Consider the following 20,328-nt stretch of genomic DNA (forward strand, 5'->3'; position numbering starts at 1 on the left):
GCGCGCGTTACGCGCGAACGGCCACCCGGTACAGGGTCGTTTGACGATAGACGGCGCCCGGATGAAGGATGACGTCGTCGCGCAGGTCGGCCATGTTGACCTGGTCCGGAAAGCCGCCGGCTTCGACGCACAGCGCGGCGTGTTGCGCGCAACGCGTACCGCCCCTCACGCGCAAGCCGTCCAGATGGTTGCCGGTATAAAGCTGGAGGCCGCGCTGATCGGTCGACACGATCAATTCGCGGCCGCTTTCGGGATCGTAGATGCCGGCGACGGGCCTGACCGAGCGCGCGCCGTCGCGCAGCACGAAGCAGTGATCGAAACCGCGCGCCCTTGCAAGCTGCGCATGCGGCCAGTCGAGGCGCGCGCCGAGCGGCGCGCTATGCCGGAAATCGAAAGCGGTGCCGGTCACGTCGGCGGTGCCGGTCGGGATCAGCGCGTCGTCGACTTCGAGGAACGCGTCGGCGTCGATGCTCAGCACGTGGCCGCGCACGTCGCTGCCCGCACGGCCGCTGAGGTTGAAATAGCTGTGATTCGTGAGGTTGAGCGGCGTGGGCGCGTCGGTGACGCCGGTGTAGTCGATCGTCAGCGTGCCGTCGTCGTCGAGCGCGTAGCGAACCTGCACGCTCACGTTGCCCGGAAAACCCGCGTCGCCTTCCGGCGAATCGAGCCGCAGCGTCAGGCCGCCGCAGTCGTCGACGACTTCCCAGCGCTGGCGGTGAAAGCCGCTCGCGCCGCCATGCAGCAGATTGCCGTTCTCGTTGCGATCGAGCAGGTAGTCGACCCCGTCGAGGGTGAAGCGCGCGCCGGCGATCCGGTTCGCCCAGCGGCCGACCGTCGCGCCGAGGTAGGCGCCCGATTCGACATACTCAGCGGGCGTGTCGTGCGCGAGCACGATATCGGCGAAGCGTCCGGTGCGGTCGGGTGCGAGCCACGACACGACGGTCGCGCCGAGGTCGCTGACGACGACGCGCATGCCGTGCGTGTTGCGCAGCGTATAGCGCCGCACCGTGTCGCCGTCGGGCAGCGTGCCCCACGGCTCGGAAGGCACGCGTGCGACGCCGGGCGTCAGATGGGAGGAATCGGTATCGATGTGCATAGGATGATTCGATGTGAACGGCGGGCTTCAGTGCGCGGCGATCGCGCGTTCCTGGTATTCGCGCGGCGTGCAGCCCAGCTCGCGCCGGAACACCGCGTACATGTACTGGAGCGACGTAAACCCGCAGCGGATCGCGACCTCGGCGCTCGACGCCTGCCTGCCGGCGAGCAGCGCCTGCGCCGCTTCGAGCTTGTGGCGCAGGATTTCCTGGTGCACGGTGCGCTGCAGTTCGCGACGGAAGTGCTCTTCGAGCAGCGAGCGCGACACGCCGACGTAGTCGGCGACCTGCTCGGTCTTGATGCCCTGGCACGCATACTGGCGAATGAAGTGACGGGCGCGCATCACGTGCGGGCTCGCGAGCGGCTGGTGGCGGGTCGATTCGAGCACGTTGATCCCGACGGGCGGCACGAGAATCCGCCGGTCCGGAAAACGTGCGCCGCGCAGCATCTGGTGCAGCAGGTGCGCGGCCGTGCGGCCCATTTCCTCGGTGCCCTGGATGACCGACGACAGCGGAATGCGCGTAAGCGTGCGCGTGAGCGGATCGTTGTCGATGCCGATGATCGCGACCTGTTCCGGCACCGCGAGGCCCGCGATCAGGCACGCCTGCAGCAGGTGCCGCGCGCGCGCGTCGGTCACCGCGATCACGCCGACGGGCTTCGGCAGTGCGTGCAGCCAGCCGATCAGCTGCTCGATCGCGTGGTTCCAGCCCGACGCGCTCGTCGACAGCCCGCGGTAGATCGGCGCGTCGACGCCGTCCGCGCGCGCGAGGCCGTCGAACGCGAGCTCGCGCTGCTGCGCCCAGCGGTTCTGCTGCGCGACGGGCAGGCTGTACATCGCGAAGTGCGGCAGCCCGGCGCCGATCAGGTGCGTGTATGCGAGCGACACGAGTTTTGCGTTGTCGGTCGCGATATACGGCACGCCGTCCGGATACTGCGCCGGATCTTCGTACGACGAACCGAGCGCGACGATCGGCAGCGGCGAGCCCGCGAGCGCGTCGGCGACGGCCGGATCGTCGAAATCCGCGATGATGCCGTCGCCGTCGAAGCGCTCGATGCCGGCGAGCCGGCAGCGGAAATCGTCCTCGAGGAACAGGTCCCATACCACGCGCGTCGAGCGCAGGTACTGGCCGATGCCGCTGATGATCTCGCGGTCGTAGACCTTGTTGGCGTTGAACAGCAGCGCGATGCGGTGCGGCGTTTGAGTGGAAGGGGCGCGGTTCATCTCGGTCTCGAAGCGCGCGCCGTCCGGGGCGTCGCGCCGTTGTCTCCGGGCGCGCGGGCAACGCCGCGCGGCTGTCTGATCTGTCTGGTGTCCGGCGATTGTAGGACGGAACGCGTGCCGTGCGCAGCGCGCTGGCAAGAAACGTTAAGCGTGCTGCGCAATTTCGCAATTGCGGGCGACGGGGCGCGCGGGCACGATCCAGCCAGATCGAATTCGGCCAGCATGCCAACGCGATGCACGCCGCACTGCAACAAGAAACCGGACGGAGACGCCATGTCGTATTTCGAACATATTCCCGCGATTAGCTACGAAGGTCCGCAGTCGGACAACCCGCTTGCATACCGGTATTACGACCGCACGAAGGTGGTGCTCGGCAAGACGCTCGAGGAGCACCTGCGGATCGCGGTGTGCTACTGGCACACGTTCGTGTGGCCGGGCCACGACATCTTCGGCCAGGGCGCGTTCCAGCGGCCCTGGCAGCAGCCGGGCGACCCGCTCGAGCGGGCGCGCCAGAAGGCGGATGCGGCGTTCGAGTTCTTCACGAAGCTCGGCACGCCGTTTTATACGTTTCACGACACCGACGTATCGCCGGAAGGTGACAGCCTGCACGCGTACGTCGAGAACTTCGCGCGGATGACCGACTACCTGGCCGAGCGCCAGCAGGCGACGGGCGTCCGGCTGCTGTGGGGCACCGCGAACCTGTTCTCGCATCCGCGCTTCGCGGCGGGCGCGGCGACCAACCCGAACCCCGACGTGTTCGCGTGGGCGGCCACTCAGGTGCGCCATGCGCTCGACGCGACGCATCGGCTCGGCGGCGAGAACTACGTGCTGTGGGGCGGCCGCGAAGGGTACGAGACGCTGCTCAATACCGATCTCGTGCGCGAGCGCGAGCAGTTCGCCCGCTTCCTGTCGATGGTCGTCGAGCACAAGCACCGGATCGGCTTCAAAGGGGCGCTGCTGATCGAGCCCAAGCCGCAGGAGCCGACGAAGCACCAGTACGACTACGACGTCGCGACGGTGCACGGTTTCCTCACGCAATACGGATTGCAGAACGAAATCCGCGTGAACATCGAGGCGAACCATGCGACGCTCGCCGGCCACTCGTTCCATCACGAGATCGCGAACGCGTTCGCGCTCGGCGTGTTCGGCAGCGTCGACGCGAATCGCGGCGATGCGCAGAACGGCTGGGACACCGACCAGTTCCCGAACAGCGTGGAAGAACTGACGCTCGCGTTCTACGAGATCCTGCGCCACGGCGGCTTTACCACCGGCGGCATGAACTTCGACGCGAAGGTGCGGCGCCAGAGCGTCGATCCGGAAGACCTGTTCTACGGCCATGTCGGCGCGATCGACGTGCTCGCGCTCGCGCTCGAGCGCGCGGCCGTGCTGGTCGGCAACGACCGGCTCGACTCGCTGCGCCGCCAGCGCTACGCGCAGTGGGACAGCGCATTCGGCCGCGAGATCCTGTCGGGCGGCTACACGCTGGAGTCGCTCGCCGCCGACGCGCTCGCGCGCGGCGTGAACCCGCGGCATGCGAGCGGCGCGCAGGAACGGCTCGAGAACATCGTGAACCAGGCGATCTACGGGCTGCGCTGACGCCATGTACATCGGACTCGATCTTGGCACGTCGGGCGTGAAGGCCGTGCTGCTCGACCGCGACGGTGCGGTGCGAGCCAGCGCGAGCCGGCCGCTGTCGGTGAGCCGGCCGCGGCCGCGCTGGTCCGAACAGGCGCCGCTCGACTGGTGGGACGCGGCATGCGGCGCGCTGGCGGCGCTCGTCGCCGACGCGCGTGCGGCCGGCATCGACCCGCACGACATCGGCGCGCTCGGCCTGACCGGGCAGATGCACGGTGCGACGCTGCTCGATGCGCACGGCGACGTGCTGCGCCCCGCGATCCTGTGGAACGACGGCCGCGCCGATGCCGAGTGCGCGGAACTCGAGCGGCTGGCGCCCACGCTGCGCGCCGTCGCCGGCAACCTCGCGATGCCCGGCTTCACCGCGCCGAAGCTGCTGTGGGTGCGCCGTCACGAGCCGGACGTGTTCGCGCGGATCGCGCACGTGCTGTTGCCGAAGGATTATCTGCGCTACCGGCTGACCGGCGTGTTCGCGACCGATCCGTCGGATGCCGCCGGCACGCTGTGGCTCGATGTCGCGAAGCGCGACTACGACGACACGCTGCTCGCCGCGTGCGGGCTGTCGCGCGAACAGATGCCCGCGGTGTTCGAGGGCAACCGCATCACCGGCACGCTGCTGCCGGCCGTCGCGCGCACGCTGGGGCTGCGCGAGATCCCGGTCGTCGCGGGCGGCGGCGACAACGCGGCCGGCGCGGTGGGCGTCGGCATCGTGCGGCCCGGCGATGCGCTGCTGTCGCTCGGCACGTCGGGCGTTTATTTCGCGGTGTCGGACGGTTTCCGCGCGAATCCCGAATCGGCGGTCCACAGCTTCTGTCATGCATTGCCGCATACCTGGCACCTGATGTCGGTGATGCTGAATGCGGCCGGCTGCATCGATTTCACCGCGCAGCTGGCCGGCTACGACGGTGTTGCCGCGCTGCTCGCCGACGCCGAGGCGAACGCGCGCCGTGACCGCCCGTGGTTCCTGCCTTATCTGAGCGGCGAGCGCACGCCGCACAACGACGTGAATGCGAAGGGCGTGTTCTACGGGTTGACACCCGACACGCAGCGCGCGGATCTCGCGAACGCGACGCTCGAGGGTGTCGGCTTCGCGCTGCTCGACGGGATCGACGCGCTGCATGCGGCCGGGCTCGCGCCCGACGGCATCACGGTGATCGGCGGCGGCTCGCGCAGCGCGTACTGGACGCAGATGCTCGCCGACCTGAGCGGCCGCGCGCTGACGTTGCGCGCGGGCGGCGAAGTCGGCCCGGCGCTCGGCGCCGCGCGGCTCGCGCATCTCGCGCTCGAACCGGATGCGCCGCTCGACGCGGTGTGCCCGCAGCCGCCGGTGGTGGCCGTGCGCGAGCCCGACATGGCGCGCCACGCGTGGTATCGCGACGCGCGGCGGCCGACGTTTCGCGCGCTGTATCGCGCACTCGAACCGGTGTTTTCGGCAGGCGCGGGTCATACCGCATAACGCCGTGCCGTGTGGTGGCCAGACAAAGGGCGGCGCGTTTCGGCGGCCGCCCGGCGTTCGTGGGGTTGTCCAATAAAGAGGAGTGGAGACATGAAATCCGTAACGCGTCGTACCGTATTGAGTGCGCTGGCAGGCGCCGCCACGTTGGCGGCTCTCACGCTTGGCGCGCCGCTCGCGCATGCGAGCAAGGACAAGCCGGAAATCGGCTTCTGCATCGACGACCTGCGCGTCGAGCGCTGGTCGCGCGACCGCGACTATTTCGTGGCCGCCGCCACGCAGCTCGGCGCGAAAGTGTCCGTGCAGTCGGCGGACGCGAGCGAGGCGCGGCAGATCTCGCAGATCGAGAACCTGATCTCGCGCGGCGTGGACGTGATCGTGATCGTGCCGTTCAATTCGAAGACGCTCGGCAACGTCGTCGCCGAAGCGCGCAAGGCGGGCATCAAGGTGGTGTCGTACGACCGGCTGATTCTCGACGCCGACGTCGATGCCTACATCTCGTTCGACAACCAGAAGGTGGGCGAGCTGCAGGCGCAGGGTGTCTACGACGCGAAGCCGAAGGGCAACTATTTCCTGCTCGGCGGCGCGCCGACCGACAACAACGCGAAGATGCTGCGCGAAGGACAGCTGAAGGTGCTGAAGCCGGCGATCGACCGCGGCGACATCAAGGTCGTCGGCCAGCAGTGGGTGCCGGAGTGGAGCGCGTCGACCGCGCTGCGGATCGTCGAGGATGCGCTGACCGCGAACAACAACAAGATCGATGCGATCGTCGCATCGAACGACGGCACCGCGGGCGGCGCGATCCAGGCGCTCGCCGCGCAGCATCTGGCCGGCAAGGTGCCGGTGTCCGGGCAGGATGCGGACCTCGCGGCGGTCAAGCGCGTGATCGCCGGCACGCAGACGATGACCGTCTACAAGCCGCTGAAGCTGATCGCGAGCGAAGCGGCGAAGCTCGCGGTGGATCTCGCGAAGGGCACGAAACCCGCGTTCAACGCGCAATACGACAACGGGAAGAAGAAGGTCGACACGGTGCTGCTGCAGCCGACGCTGTTGACCAAGCGCAACGTCGACATCGTCGTGAAGGACGGCTTCTATACCCAGGCGCAGCTGGCGAGCCAGTAACGGCGCGGCGCGCGGACGGCCCACCGGTACGTCCGCGCGCATACTGCGAGGCATGAGCGAATGACCGAACCCTTGCTGACGATGCGCGGCATCGTCAAGGATTTCGACGGCGTGAAGGCGCTCGACGGCATCGACCTGACGGTGCGGCCGGGCGAGTGCGTGGGGCTGTGCGGCGAGAACGGCGCGGGCAAATCGACCTTGATGAAGGTGCTGTCGGGTGTTTATCCGCACGGCACGTGGGACGGCGAGATCCGCTGGGAAGGCGCGCCGCTCGTCGCGTCCGGCGTGCGCGACACCGAGCGCGCGGGCATCGTGATCATCCACCAGGAACTGATGCTCGTGCCCGAACTGTCGGTGGCCGAGAACATCTTCCTCGGCAACGAGATCACGCTGCCGGGCGGCCGCATGCACTACGCGGCGATGGTCCAGCGTGCCGAGGAGCTGCTGCACGAGCTGCGGATCGACTCGATCAACGTCGCGCAGCCGGTGATGAACTACGGCGGCGGCCACCAGCAGCTGATCGAGATCGCGAAGGCGCTGAACAAGCGCGCGAAGCTGCTGATCCTCGACGAGCCTTCGTCGTCGCTGAGCGCTTCCGAAACGCGCATCCTGCTCGACATCGTGCGCGACCTGAAGCGCCGCGGTGTCGCGTGCGTGTATATCTCGCACAAGCTCGACGAGGTCGAGGCCGTGTGCGACACGGTGTCCGTGATCCGCGACGGCCGCCATGTCGCGACCGAGCCGATGCGCACGCTGACGACCGACCGGATCATTTCGATGATGGTCGGCCGCGAGATCCGCGACCTGTATCCGCGCGAGCCGCACGAGATCGGCGACGTCGTGCTGGAAGCACGCCACGTGACCTGCCGCGACGTGACGAACACGCGCCGCAAGCGGGTCGACGACGTGTCGTTCTGCGTGCGGCGCGGCGAGATCCTCGGCGTCGCCGGGCTGGTCGGCGCGGGCCGCACCGAGCTGATGCAGGCGATCTTCGGCGCGTATCCGGGCGCGTGCACGGCGACCGTGCTGATGAACGGCCGGCCGCTCACGATCCGCTCGCCTGCCGACGCGATCCGCGCCGGCATCGCGATGGTGCCCGAGGATCGCAAGCGCCACGGCATCGTGCCGCAGCTCGGCGTCGGCCACAACATCACGCTGGCGGTGCTGCGGCGCTTCGCGGCGCGCGGGCGGATCGACGCGGCCGCCGAGCTGGACGCGATCCGCACCGAGATGCAGCGGCTGTCGGTGCGCGCCGCGCACCCGTTCCTGCCGATCTCGAGCCTGTCCGGCGGCAACCAGCAGAAGGCCGTGCTCGCCAAGATGCTGCTGGCCGAGCCGCAGGTGCTGATTCTCGACGAGCCGACGCGCGGCGTCGACGTGGGCGCGAAGGCCGAGATCTACCGGCTCGTGTTCGCGCTCGCGAAGCGCGGCGTCGCGTTGATCGTCGTGTCGTCGGAAATGCCGGAGGTGCTCGGGCTCGCCGACCGCGTGCTGGTGATCGGCGAAGGCGAGCTGCGCGGCGATTTCGTCAACGACGGCCTCACGCAGGAACAGATCCTCGGCGCCGCGCTGAAGCCCGCGCGGCGTCCGACCGAACCCACCGTATCGAGTGCGACATGAATTCCGAACTTTCTTCCTCTACTCCGGCGGCACCGGACGCCGACGCGCGCGGCCGTTCGACCGGCCGTCCAACCGGCCGTCCGCTTCGCCAGGTCTTCGTGCGCTACAAGATCCTCGCGCTGCTGTTCGCGGTCGTCGCGATCTGGGCGTTTTTCTCGGTGCTGACCGACGGCGCGTTCGTCACGCCGCGCAACGTGTCGAACCTGCTGCGGCAGATGTCGATCACCGGCATGCTCGCGTGCGGGATGGTGTTCGTGATCATCGCGGGCGAGATCGACCTGTCGGTCGGTTCGCTGCTCGGGCTGCTCGGCGGCGTCGCGGCGATCCTCGACGTGAACCGCCACTGGCCGGTCGCCGCGACGGTGCCGGCCGTGCTCGCGCTCGGCGTGCTGATCGGGCTCTTCAACGGCTGGTGGTCGACCTACCGGCGCGTGCCGTCGTTCATCGTCGGGCTGGGCGGGATGCTCGCGTTTCGCGGGATCCTGCTCGGCGTGACGGGCGGCTCGACGGTCGCGCCGGTGTCGGACGGCATCGTGTTCCTCGGGCAGGGCTATCTGCCGCGCGTGGCGGGGGACGGCCTCGCGCTGCTGCTGTTCGCGCTCGTCGTGCTGCTGGTCGTGCAGCAGCGCGGCACGCGGCGCCGCTACCGGCTCGCGGTCGCGCCGCTGTGGCAGGACGTCGTGAAGATCGCGGGTGCGGGCGCGGTGCTGCTCGCGTTCGTCGCGACGCTCGATCGCTACGGCGGCATTCCGGTGCCGGTGCTGCTGCTGCTCGCGCTGCTCGGCATCTTCTCGTGGATCGCGACGCAGACCGTGTTCGGCCGGCGCATCTACGCGGTCGGCTCGAATCTCGAGGCGACGCGGCTGTCGGGCGTCGATACCGATCGCGTGAAGCTCGCGATCTTCGCGCTGATGGGGCTGATGTGCGCGTTCGCCGGCATCGTGAACACCGCGCGGCTCGCGGCCGGCTCGCCGTCCGCGGGCTCGATGGGCGAACTCGACGCGATCGCCGCGTGCTTCATCGGCGGCACGTCGATGCGCGGCGGGTCGGGCACCGTCTACGGCGCGCTGATCGGCGCGCTCGTGATGGCGAGCCTCGACAACGGCATGTCGATGCTGGACGTCGACGCGTACTGGCAGATGATCGTCAAGGGCGCGGTGCTGGTGCTGGCGGTGTGGATCGACGTGGTGTCGCGCTCGAACCGGCGCTGACGCGGCACCCGGCCGCCGGTCAACGAGAGGACGACATGAAACGGAACCCGGTTCCCATGCCCGGTGTCTCCGCGCTGGCGGCTGCGCCGCTCGCGAAGCCGGACGTCGAACACGACCACGCGCCGGTGCTCGGCCTGGGTGATCCGCGCGACCGCCGCGTCATCGCGGATGCGCTGCGCGCGCTGCTGCGCGAGCGCTCCGAAGCGCTCGCGTTCGCGATGCGCATCGCGGACGAGCGCAACCAGCCGAGGCCCGATCCGAACGATTTCGCGCTGACCGACATCATTCGGCTGGCGCGTGTCGTCGAGCGCGCGGAGCGATGCGGCGACGCCACGCGCGAGGTCGCGCCTGTCGCGGCGCGCTGACAAACCCCGCAAACGGTGATCGACGCGATACTCATCGGCGTCGACCTGGGCCCGAACCTGTCCGTCACCGGATCGCTCGCGACGATTCTGTGGCTCGCGGCGATCCGGCGCGAAGGGCAGCGGGTCGGCTTCGGCGAGTTTCTCGCGGTCGGCGCATGCGTGATGTTGCCGGCGTTGCTGCTCGCGCTGGCCGCGCGGCTCGCGCTCGGCGCCTGACGCGCGACCCTCGCCAGGCGACCGATTCGACTAGAACGAGTAGGAGAGCGACGCAAACAGGCTGCGCGGCGCACCCGGCGTGACCCACAGGTTGTTGTACGAGCTGACGTAGGTGGTGCGATTGAACAGGTTGTTCAGCACGACCGACGCGCGCAGGTGCTTGTCGACCTGCACGTAACTGTTCAGCTGCACGGTCGCATAGGCCGGCAGCTCGAAGCCGTCCTGCGTGTTCGCGGTGTTGCCGGCGCGGCGCCCGACATAGATCACGCCCGCGCCGATGCCGGCCTTGTCCGCGAACGGCAGTGCGGTTTCGTACATGAGCAGCGCGCTGCCGCTCAGCTTCGGAATGTCGACGAGGCGCGCGCCGGGCGTCAGCACGGCATCGTGCGTGACCTCGGCATCGACGTACGCAAGGTTGACGATGCCGCGCAGGCCGTGGCCCAGGTCGCCGTTCCATTCGAATTCGACGCCGCGGCTGCGCACCTCGCCGGCCGCGCGCGAGAAGCCGGCGTTTGCCGGATCGGCGGTCAGCACGTTGCGCTTGTTGACGTAGAACGCCGCGACCGTCGCGAGCCAGCGCGTGCCGGCCCATTTCGCGCCGGCTTCGTAGCCGTGCCCCTTCTCCGGGTCGAACGCGCGGCCGTTGGCATCGGCGCCGTTGTTCGGCCGGAACGAATACGCGGTGTTCGCATACAGCGACAGCGCGGGGCTCATTTCGTACACGACGCCGAGGCGCGGACTCAACGCGGTCTGCAACTGGCTGCTCGTCACGCCCTTCAGGCGGTTCTCGACCGACTGGTGGAAGCGATCCCAGCGCAGCCCGGCGAGGATTTTCCAGTGCGGCCCGAACGCGAGCGTGTCCTGCGCGTAGGCGCCTTGCCCGTCGTCGCGCTCGAGCAGGTTGGTCGCGGTGCGCAGCGCGGGCGTCGGCTGGCCGTAGACCGGATCGAAGATGTCGATCGCATACGGCGCGGCGGCGCTCGGCGTCGAGCGCGCGACGAACTGGTCGTAGTTGAAGCGATACGCATCGACGCCCATCACGAGCGTGTGGCCGACGCCGCCGGTGCGGAACTTGCCGGTCGTTTCGAGGCGGCCTTGCAGGTCGTTCGAGTGAAACGCGACTTGCCGGTAGCGGCGCCACAGCGTGCGCCCGTCCGGCTGCAGCGCGAACGCTTCGGACGAGCGGCCGGACAGGTCGGTGTCGCGCTGTGCGAAGCCGGCATTGATCGACCAGTTCGCATCGACACGATGCTCGAGCGTGAACTGGTGGCCCGTGTTGCGCACGTCGTAGTCGCCGTCGCGCGGCTCGCCGAGGAAGCGCGATGCCGGAATCGCGCCGAGCTGCCCGTTGACCGCCACCACGCCGCGATCGAGCGGCGCGCGCTGGCGCACGCTTTCGAACTCGTAGTGGAGCGTCGTGTCCGCGCCGATGTCCCACGTGAACGACGGTGCGAACAGGTAGCGTTTGCTCGACACCGTATCGCGGAAGCTGCCGTTGTTCTCGTTCATCGCGACGAAGCGGTACGCGAGCGATTTCGTGACGGGCCCGGTCGAATCGAGCGTCTGGCGCAACGCGCCGTAGCTGCCGGCCGATACGCCGATGGTGTTCGAGCGCGCGAACTGCGGCTGCTTCGTGGTGTAGCTGATGAGCCCGCCCGGATCGCCGCGGCCGTACAGCGCGGACGCAGGCCCCTTGAGCACTTCCATGCGCTCGAGGTTGGCGGTGTCGCGCGGCACGCTGATCCCGCGATTCCACGAGAAGCCGTTGACGAGGTAGTCGGTGCCGGACGTGTTGCCGTCGCCGGCAAACCCGCGCACCGCGTAGTTGTCCCACAGGCCGCCGAAGTTGTTCTGCCGCGCGACGCCCGCGACCCAGTCGTACAGGTCTTCGCCGCGCGTGGCGGCGACGGTCTGGGCCAGTTTCGCGTCGACGCTGCTGACCGCGAACGGGATTTCCATCACGTCCGTCTCGGTGCGCGTCGCGCTCGTCGATTCGGGCGCGCGAAACGGCGCGGTCGCGCGCTGCCCCGAGACCTCGATGGCGGGCAGCGACAACTCCTGCGCATCGGCGGCGCTCAGGCCGGCCGTGCCGACGACGATGGCCATCGGTGCGGCCGCCCAGTTCTTCCTGCTCATACCCCGTCCTTTGATGTGGTCTGCGTCCGGGCATGGCGGATGGCCTCGCGCCGACGTCGGTGTTCCAAACAGTACATTCGCGCCGAAATTTAATGCAAATGAGAGGCATTTGCAATCGTAAGTTGGTGGTGTTGCTGCGGGGGATGCGAAGCGGCCGGAAACGGGGCAGCGACCGTAGGCGCTTGTGCGGCCATTGGTGCTTGTAAATGCCGAATTGCGGGAATTTAGTTAGATCTGGGCGAGACGTGAAGCGCTGGGGCGGCGGCGTTTTGTGCCGGAAATGTGCGGCGAGAATCGGGTAAATGTGGATCGAATCGGCCGAATGGCGGCATTTTGGATGTTTGACAAATATCTCCCGGAAGCTGCCGTGCAGCCCGACCAGTCGTGCCGACGATCATATCCAGGAAAAAACGTCGGGTGACGTGTCGGCAAGACGCCGTTGCCCGGGGCGCGTCACCTGTAAACGTTGCGTCGCGGATAGCGACGGGTAAGCGCAAGGAAAATGATAAAAGCCCGAAATGCGTGACAGGCCGGAGAATGGATTGTGATGTTTCGCGGAATGACTTACTGAAATCCCTCTATAAAGGATTTGATTTAATGTCGGACCGGGGGTTTACACACGGTGCCGCGCGACGCGTTGCGCGAAGGGCGACAAGGGCGCGAAGGCGCCCGTATGCCGCTTAATCCGGGTCGGATTTCAGGCCACCGTCGATCCATCGCGCTTCGGACGCGCGAAGATGCGCGCGGATGGCCGTCTGGGCCGCAATCGGGTCGCCGGCCTGCAACGCGTGGAGTATGTCCTCGTGCTCCCGCACGGCGACGGTCCAGGTCTGAGGATTCTCCGCGTGGCCGCGCATGGCCGCGGCGATCGGGTCGTGGCGGCTGTCGAACAGCTCGCCGACGAAGCGGGTGAGCACCGAATTGCCGGCGGCTTCCGCGATCAGCATGTGGAACTGCCGGTCGGCTTCGACGGGCGATTTGCCGGCCTCCGCGAGCCGCTTCATGCGCTGCACCGTGCGGCGCAGGCGATCGAGCATCGCGGCCGTCATCCGCGCCGCGGCCAGCGCGGCGACGCTGCCTTCGATGGCCGCGCGCGCCTGCATCAGTTCCGACGGGCTGTCGCCGAGCGTGCCCATCGTGCCGACGTCGTCGGCCGCCGTGTCGCGCACATAAACGCCGGAGCCCATCCGGATCTCGATCTGGCCGCCGATTTCCAGCGCGATCAGCGCCTCGCGAAGCGACGGACGCGATACGCCGAGCGTCAGCGCCAGCTCGCGCTCGGGCGGCAGGCGTTCGCCGACCGCGAATTCGCCCTGACGAATCAACGCGACGATCTGGGCCGCGACCGATTGGTAAAGCCGCTTGGGTTCTGTCGATTTCATCCGATGGATCTTGGTCAATGCGCTTTCCGCGCAAGCGCGCGTCGCAAAGTCTATCACGCTCGCCGTGTCGCCCTGAACGGCAGCCCGTTCGTGCGGATGTGCGGGTTTTCACTATTGGTAAGAGCAGATTGAGATATATAAATTGGCTTGACCAAAAGTGGCTGGATTGCTGTAATTCATCGAAATTGGACTGACCAGACGAAAGCCAGGTCGGCCCTTCCCAAGGAGACGCAATGGCAATGCTGCCTCGCAATCTGCCCGGTCAGGCCGCACAGCACGAAGCGGACCGGGAGATCCTGCGCCTGGAGGGGATTCGCAAGCGCTTCCCGGGCGTCCTCGCGCTCGACGGGATTCGCCTCGACCTGCGCCGCGGCGAGGTGCATGCGGTGTGCGGCGAAAACGGCGCGGGCAAGTCCACGCTGATGAAGATCATCAGCGGTCAGTACCTGCCCGACGAGGGCGTCGTCCACTATCGCGGCGCGCCGGTGCGGTTTCGTTCGGCCTCCGAAGCGCAGGCGGCCGGCATTGCGATCATCCACCAGGAACTCAATCTCGTGCCGCACCTGAGCGTGGCGGAGAACCTGTACCTCGCGCGCGAGCCGCGGCGCGGGCCGTTCGTCGACACGAAACGGCTCAATGCGGATGCGGCACGCTGCATCGCGCGGATCGGCCTGAACGTCGCACCGACGACGAAGGTCGGCGTGCTGTCCATCGCGCAGCAACAGATGGTCGAAATCGCGAAGGCGCTGTCGCACGACGCGCGCGTGCTGATCATGGACGAGCCGACGTCGTCGCTGACGGAGTCGGAAACGGTGCAGCTGTTTCGCATCATCGAGGAACTGCGTGCCGACGGCGTGGCGATCCTGTACATCTCGCACCGGCTCGACGAAATGGCGCAGATCGTCGATCGCGTGACCGTGCTGCGCGACGGGCGCCACATCTCGACCGACGATTTCGCCGACGTGAGCATCGACGAAATCGTCGCGCGCATGGTCGGGCGGACGCTCGATGACGCGTATCCGGCGCGGCAGTCGACGCCGACCGGCGAAGTGCTGCTCGACGTGCGGGAACTGCGCCGCGACGGCGTGTTCGGGCCGGTGTCGTTCACGCTTCGCAAGGGCGAGATCCTGGGCTTTGCCGGACTGATGGGCGCCGGGCGCACCGAAGTCGCGCGCGCGATCTTCGGCGCGGACCGCCCGGACGGCGGCACGATCGCGCTGCACGGCCGGCCCGTGACGATCCGCTCGCCGCGCGAGGCGATCCACCACGGCATCGCGTATCTGTCGGAGGACCGCAAGAAGGAGGGGCTCGCGCTGCCGATGCCCGTCGCGGCGAACCTCACGCTCGCGAACGTGCGCGGCATCGCGTCGCGCCTGGGCTTCCTGCGCTTCGACGACGAGCTCGACGTGGCGCGGCGCTACGTGCAGGACCTCGCGATTCGCACGCCGTCGGTGCAGCAGGTCGTGCGCAACCTGTCCGGCGGCAACCAGCAGAAGGTCGTCATCGGCAAATGGCTGTACCGCGGCTCGAAGATCCTGTTCTTCGACGAGCCGACGCGCGGCATCGACGTGGGCGCGAAATTCGCGATCTACGGGCTGATGGACCGGCTCGCCGCCGACGGCGTCGGCGTGGTGCTGATCAGTTCGGAGCTGCCGGAGCTGCTCGGCATGACCGACCGGATCGCCGTTTTTCACGAAGGTCGATTGACCGCGTTTCTCGACACCCAACACACCAGTCAGGAGGAGATCATGCACTATGCGTCGGGGCGTCCCCATGCTTGAAATGACATCGGATCGAAGCCAGGCCGACGAACGGGCGGCGCGACAGCGGCGGCGCGACCTTATCCAGAAGTTCGCGGCGCTGGGCAGCCTGGTCGTGCTCGTGTTCGCGTTCTCCGTCTCGAGCGCGGCGTTCTTCTCGGTCGACAACCTGATGACCGTCGGCCTGCAGGTGACCTCCATTGCGTATCTCGGCGTGGCCGCCACCTGCGTGATCATCACCGGCGGCATCGACCTGTCGGTCGGCTCGGTACTCGCGCTGGCCGGCGTCTCGTCCGCGCTGCTGGTCAAGGCGGGCGTGCCGGTGCCGGCGGCCATGGCGGCCGGGATCCTGGTCGGCGCGCTGTGCGGGTTCGTCAACGGCATCTGCGTGACGCGCATGGGCCTGCCGCCGTTCATCGCGACGCTCGGCATGATGCTCGTCGCGCGCGGCGTCGCGCTCCAGATCACGGGCGCACGGCCGGTATCGGATCTCGGCGATGCGTTCGGCGCACTGGGCAACGGCGCGCTGCTGCGCATCTCGCGCATCGGCGCGGACGGGTTCCCCGACACGACGTTCCCCGGCATTCCGTATCCGGTCGTGATCATGGTCGTGCTGTTCGTCGTGGTTTCCGTGCTGCTGTCGAGAACGTCGCTCGGCCGCCATATCTACGCGGTCGGGTCGAACGCGGAGGCGGCGCGGCTGTCGGGCGTGAACGTACAGGGCGTGAAGCTCTTCACCTACGTGCTGTCCGGCGCGCTCGCCGGCGTGACCGGCTGCGTGCTGATGTCGCGGCTCGTCACCGGGCAGCCGAACGAGGGCGTCATGTACGAGCTCGACGCCATCGCCAGCTCGGTCATCGGCGGCACGTCGCTGATGGGTGGCGTCGGCACGATTTCCGGCACGGCGATCGGCGCGTTCGTGATCGGCGTGCTGCGCAACGGCCTGAACATGAACGGCGTGTCGAGCTTCATCCAGCAGATCATCATCGGCGTCGTGATCCTGGGCACGGTCTGGATCGACCAGTTGCGCAATCGCCGGCACTGACCGGCAGCAGTTCCCACCAACGAGAAGCGGAGCGAGACATGAACAAATCCATCCTGCTGGCAGCATCGGCATGCCTGTTCGCGGCATGCAACAGCGGTGCGTACGCGGCGGGCGGCGAGATCGCCGTGATCGTCAAGACGGTCAACTCGAACTACTGGCAGAACGTGCAGAAAGGCGCGAAGGCAGCGCTCGACGGCGCCAAGGGCTACACGATGACGTTCCAGGGCCCCGCGGCCGAGTCCGACATCAGCGGGCAGGTCAACATGGTCGACAACGCGGTCACGCGCCATGTGGCGGGCATCGTGCTCGCGCCGTCCGATCCCGATGCGCTCGTGCCCGCGATCAAGAAGGCGTGGGAAGCGCACATTCCGGTCGTGCTGATCGACTCGGCGATCTCGGATGCCGGCAAGCCGTATTACCAGGCATTCCTGTCGACCGACAACGAGAAGGCGGGCGCGCTGTGCGCGAAGGCGCTGATCGACCGCGTCGGGCAGTCCGGCAAGATCGCGATCATGTCGTACGTGCCGGGCGCGGGTTCCGAAGTCAGCCGCGTCGGCGGGTTCCGCAAGTACATCGCGAGCCATTCGAAGCTGCAGATCGTCGGCCCGTACTACTCGCAGTCGCAAATGGCGAACGCGCTGAACCAGACGACCGACGTGCTGTCGGCGAACCCCGACCTGAAGGGCATCTTCGGCGCGAACGAGCCGACCGCGGTCGGGATGGGCCGTGCGCTGAAGCAGTCGGGCAAGGCGGGCAAGGTGGTGGCGATCGGGTTCGACGGCAACGAGGATCTGCAGGGCTTCGTGCGTGACGGCACGGTGCAGGCGATCGCCGTGCAGGGTTCGTGGCAGATGGGGAACCAGGGCGTGCGCACGGCGCTCGACGTCGTCGAACGCAAGCCGGCGCCGAAGCTGATCGATACCGGCGTCGTGATGGTCGACAAGCAGAACCTCGATTCGGAGGCGGCCAGGAACGTCCTGTACTGAGCGGCCGCGCAAGCCGCCCGCGCGCGGGCGGCGATTGCGCGCCGCGCCTCTTTCCCGCATCCAGTCACCACTCATGAACGCAAACGAAATGCGCGCATTGCCGCGCAGCGGGCTGACGGTGTCCGCGCTCGGCCTCGGCTGCTCGCAGCTCGGCGGCCTCTATCGCCCGATGTCGGCCGCCGATGCCGGCTCGCTCGTCGAAGCCGCGTGGGCCGCCGGCCTGCGCTACTTCGACACCGCGCCGTATTACGGCTACACGCTGTCCGAGCGGCGCGTGGGCGCGGGGCTCGCCCCGCGCGAGCGCGGCGCGTTCACGCTCAGCACGAAGGTCGGGCGCCTGATGCGCGCCGACGCGAGCGTGCGCCCCGGCGACGACGGCTGGGCCGAGCCGTTGCCGTTCCGGCCCGTCTACGACTACAGCTACGACGGCATCATGCGGTCGCACGACGACAGCCGGCAGCGGCTCGGGCTCGCGCGGATCGACATCCTGTACGTGCACGACATCGGCGCGATGACGCACGGCGATCGTCACGCGCACTACTGGGAACAGCTGACCCGCGGCGGCGGGTTTCGCGCGCTGGACGCGCTGCGTGCGGGCGGCGAGATCGGCGGGTTCGGCCTCGGCGTGAACGAATGGGAAGTCGCCGCCGCTGCGCTGAACGAAGCCGCGCTCGATGCCGTGCTGCTGGCCGGCCGCTACACGCTGCTCGAACAGACGGCGCTCGAACCGTTGCTCGACGCGTGCCGCCGCGCCGGGACGGGCATCGTGGTCGGCGGCGTGTTCAATTCCGGCGTGCTGGCCGGCAACGGCAAGTTCAACTATGCGGATGCAAGCGCCGACGTGATCGACAAGGCCGCGCGGCTCGGCGCGCTGTGCAAGCGCTTCGACGTCCCGCTGCCCGCTGCCGCGCTGCAGTTTCCGTTCGGCCATCCGGCGGTCGTGTCGTGCGTGGTCGGCGCGCGCAGCGTGGCCCAGCTGCAACAGAACCTCGAATGGTTCGAGCGCCCCGTGCCGGCCGAACTGTGGGCCGCGCTGCGCGACGAAGGGCTGATCGCGGCGCGCGCACCGGTGCCGGGAGCGCGCGCATGACGGCACGCATCGACGCCCATCAGCACTACTGGCGGATCGGCGCGCGGGCCGGCTGCTGGCCGCCGGCCGAACTCGACGCGATACACCGCGATTTCGGCCCCGCCGATCTGGCGCCGCTGCTCGACGCGGCGCGCATCGACCGCACCGTGCTCGTGCAATCGCTGCCGAGCGACGCCGACACGCGCTTCCTGCTCGATCTCGCGGACGACACCCCGACGGTCGGCGCGGTGGTCGGCTGGGTCGACCTGAAGGCCGCCGACGCGCCGGCGCGGATCGCGGCCTTCGCGTCGGCGCCGAAGGCGCGCGGGTTGCGCCCGATGCTGCAGGATCTGCCCGACGATGCGTGGATCGACGATCCGGTGCTGGATCGCGCGGTCGCCGCGATGCTCGAGCATGCGCTGCGTTTCGATGCGCTGGTGATGCCGCGCCATCTCGATGCGCTGCATGCGTTCGCGCGGCGCCACCCGGATCTGCAGATCGTGATCGACCACGGCGCGAAGCCGTTCATCGAGCGCGGCGAGCTGCAGCCGTGGCTGTCGGCGATGTGCCGCCTCGCGAGCCTGCCGAACCTGCACTGCAAGCTGTCCGGCCTGTGGACCGAGGCCGGGCCGTCGGCCGGCGCGGACGCCGTGCGAGCGCGCACGCGGCCTTATGTGCATGCGCTGGCCGACCTGTTCGGGCCGGCGCGACTGATGTGGGGCAGCGACTGGCCGGTGCTGCGGGTCGCGTCGGCGTGCGGCGGCTACGGCGACTGGCTGGCCGCGTGCGAGGACGACTGCGCGCAGTTGCTCGGCTCTGCGGCGCTTGCCGACCTGTTCGGCGGCAACGCGCGCCGCTTCTACCGGATCGACGCCGCGCGCGACGGCGCATGACCCCGATCGACAGGAATCCGACATGCTCAGCGTGATTTGCGAATCCCCCGGCGTGCTGCGCGTGCAGCATCGCGAACTGCCCGTGCGCGGCAGCGGCGAAGTCTTGTTGCGCGTGCAGCGTGTCGGCATCTGCGGCACCGACCTGCACATCTTCACCGGCAACCAGCCGTATCTCGAGTATCCGCGCGTGATGGGCCATGAACTGTCCGCCGTCGTGGTCGAGGCGGAACCCGAGTCGGGGCTCGGCGCCGGCGATGCGGTGTACGTGATGCCGTATCTGTCGTGCGGGCACTGCGTGGCATGCCGTCACGGCAACACGAACTGCTGCGTGAACATCAAGGTGCTCGGCGTGCATCGCGACGGCGCGCTGGCCGAATACCTCAGCGTGCCCGCGCAGTTCGTTCACAAGGCCGACGGCATTTCGCTCGACCAGGCGGCGATGCTCGAATTCCTCGCGATCGGCGCGCATGCGGTGCGGCGCGCGGCGGTCCGCCCCGGGCAGCGGGCGCTGGTCGTCGGCGCCGGGCCGATCGGCATGGCCGCGATGATCTTCGCGAAGCTGCGCGGCGCCGACGTGACGTGCCTCGACACGCGGGCCGACCGCCTGGCGTTTTGCCGGCAGCACCTGGGTGTCGACGCGGCGGTGGAGGTCGGGCCGGACGACGGGGCGCGCCTCGCGGCGCTGACGGACGGCGAGTATTTCGATGCGGTGTTCGACGCGACCGGCAACCTCGATGCGATGAATCGCGGCTTCGAATTCGTCGCGCACGGCGGCAAATACACGCTGATCTCGATCGTGCGCGGGCATGTCGCGTTCTCGGATCCCGAATTCCACAAGCGGGAAACTACCTTGCTTGCGAGCCGCAATGCGACGGCCGAGGATTTCGCGACCGTGCTCGACGCGATGCGCGCGGGGCGCATTCCCGACCGCGCGCTGAACACGCACCGGATGCGGCTCGAGGACGTGCCGGATGCGCTGCCGCGTCTGCTGGACGCGGGGCAGACCGTCGTGAAGGCGCTCGTCGAATGCTGATCCGCCGCCCGTCGGGCGAAGCCGGCATGCGCGACGAAGGGCCTGCCTCCGGCCGTTTCGCTTGACCGGCGCCGCCGCGGGCGGC

General features: G+C 68.6%; 16 protein-coding genes and 1 pseudogene. 13 read left to right on the forward strand and 4 right to left on the reverse strand.

From position 1 onward, the window contains the following. Positions 1-7: 7 nt before the first annotated feature. Together MRS60_RS31410 and MRS60_RS31415 are read right to left on the reverse strand one after the other, a co-directional pair. Complete coding sequence (locus MRS60_RS31410; RefSeq protein ID WP_243567283.1) at positions 8-1,096, reverse strand: aldose epimerase family protein; 1,089 nt, start codon at positions 1,094-1,096, stop codon at positions 8-10. Between the two features lie 27 nt (positions 1,097-1,123). Next, the gene (locus MRS60_RS31415) at positions 1,124-2,317 is read right to left on the reverse strand and encodes a XylR family transcriptional regulator (RefSeq protein ID WP_034182436.1); all 1,194 of its coding nucleotides are present in this window, start codon (positions 2,315-2,317) and stop codon (positions 1,124-1,126) included. Between the two features lie 273 nt (positions 2,318-2,590). Here MRS60_RS31415 and xylA point away from each other — a divergent pair, with 273 nt between their 5' ends. The 7 genes and pseudogenes from xylA to MRS60_RS31450 all read left to right on the forward strand — a co-directional run. Next, positions 2,591-3,913: a xylose isomerase gene (gene xylA / locus MRS60_RS31420; RefSeq protein WP_243567285.1), complete on the forward strand. Its 1,323-nt coding sequence runs from the start codon at positions 2,591-2,593 to the stop codon at positions 3,911-3,913. Between the two features lie 4 nt (positions 3,914-3,917). After that, on the forward strand, positions 3,918-5,408 hold the full coding sequence (gene xylB, locus MRS60_RS31425; protein ID WP_243567286.1) for a xylulokinase: 1,491 nt from the start codon (positions 3,918-3,920) through the stop codon (positions 5,406-5,408). Between the two features lie 90 nt (positions 5,409-5,498). Continuing rightward, positions 5,499-6,527, forward strand: coding sequence for a D-xylose ABC transporter substrate-binding protein (gene xylF / locus MRS60_RS31430; RefSeq protein WP_034182434.1), 1,029 nt, complete (start codon positions 5,499-5,501; stop codon positions 6,525-6,527). A 60-nt stretch (positions 6,528-6,587) separates the two neighbouring features. Beyond that, positions 6,588-8,147, forward strand: a complete 1,560-nt coding sequence (gene xylG / locus MRS60_RS31435; protein WP_034182433.1) for a D-xylose ABC transporter ATP-binding protein — start codon at positions 6,588-6,590, stop codon at positions 8,145-8,147. Then, the gene (locus MRS60_RS31440; RefSeq protein ID WP_243567287.1) at positions 8,144-9,358 is read left to right on the forward strand and encodes a sugar ABC transporter permease; all 1,215 of its coding nucleotides are present in this window, start codon (positions 8,144-8,146) and stop codon (positions 9,356-9,358) included. Before xylG ends, MRS60_RS31440 begins: the two co-directional genes overlap by 4 nt. A gap of 35 nt (positions 9,359-9,393) precedes the next feature. Continuing rightward, positions 9,394-9,723, forward strand: a complete 330-nt coding sequence (locus tag MRS60_RS31445) for a hypothetical protein (protein WP_243567288.1) — start codon at positions 9,394-9,396, stop codon at positions 9,721-9,723. 3 nt (positions 9,724-9,726) lie between these two features. Beyond that, a pseudogene (locus tag MRS60_RS31450) lies at positions 9,727-9,939 on the forward strand (ArsB/NhaD family transporter); the annotation flags it as partial. A gap of 30 nt (positions 9,940-9,969) precedes the next feature. Here MRS60_RS31450 and MRS60_RS31455 read toward each other — a convergent pair. Continuing rightward, positions 9,970-12,075: a TonB-dependent siderophore receptor gene (locus MRS60_RS31455; RefSeq protein WP_243567289.1), complete on the reverse strand. Its 2,106-nt coding sequence runs from the start codon at positions 12,073-12,075 to the stop codon at positions 9,970-9,972. A gap of 680 nt (positions 12,076-12,755) precedes the next feature. Beyond that, a complete protein-coding gene (locus MRS60_RS31460) occupies positions 12,756-13,457 on the reverse strand; it encodes a FadR/GntR family transcriptional regulator (RefSeq protein ID WP_034182412.1) in 702 nt (233 codons plus the stop codon). Between the two features lie 233 nt (positions 13,458-13,690). Here MRS60_RS31460 and MRS60_RS31465 point away from each other — a divergent pair, with 233 nt between their 5' ends. The 6 genes from MRS60_RS31465 (at position 13,691) to MRS60_RS31490 (ending at position 20,243) form a co-directional block, all read left to right on the forward strand. Continuing rightward, positions 13,691-15,238, forward strand: coding sequence for a sugar ABC transporter ATP-binding protein (locus tag MRS60_RS31465; protein ID WP_243567290.1), 1,548 nt, complete (start codon positions 13,691-13,693; stop codon positions 15,236-15,238). Next, a complete protein-coding gene (locus MRS60_RS31470) occupies positions 15,231-16,262 on the forward strand; it encodes an ABC transporter permease (protein ID WP_243567291.1) in 1,032 nt (343 codons plus the stop codon). The genes MRS60_RS31465 and MRS60_RS31470 overlap by 8 nt, the downstream gene beginning before the upstream one ends. A gap of 38 nt (positions 16,263-16,300) precedes the next feature. Next, on the forward strand, positions 16,301-17,248 hold the full coding sequence (locus MRS60_RS31475; protein ID WP_175749198.1) for an ABC transporter substrate-binding protein: 948 nt from the start codon (positions 16,301-16,303) through the stop codon (positions 17,246-17,248). A 73-nt stretch (positions 17,249-17,321) separates the two neighbouring features. Next, positions 17,322-18,338 carry an aldo/keto reductase gene (locus MRS60_RS31480; RefSeq protein ID WP_243567292.1) on the forward strand — a complete coding sequence of 339 codons (1,017 nt, stop codon included), beginning with the start codon at positions 17,322-17,324 and terminating at the stop codon, positions 18,336-18,338. Then, positions 18,335-19,210, forward strand: coding sequence for an amidohydrolase family protein (locus MRS60_RS31485; protein WP_243567294.1), 876 nt, complete (start codon positions 18,335-18,337; stop codon positions 19,208-19,210). Before MRS60_RS31480 ends, MRS60_RS31485 begins: the two co-directional genes overlap by 4 nt. Before the next feature lie 22 nt (positions 19,211-19,232). Continuing rightward, positions 19,233-20,243 carry a zinc-binding alcohol dehydrogenase family protein gene (locus MRS60_RS31490; protein ID WP_243567295.1) on the forward strand — a complete coding sequence of 337 codons (1,011 nt, stop codon included), beginning with the start codon at positions 19,233-19,235 and terminating at the stop codon, positions 20,241-20,243. Positions 20,244-20,328: the final 85 nt, after the last annotated feature.

It is taken from the genome of Burkholderia pyrrocinia (assembly GCF_022809715.1).
Lineage (GTDB): Bacteria > Pseudomonadota > Gammaproteobacteria > Burkholderiales > Burkholderiaceae > Burkholderia > Burkholderia pyrrocinia_C.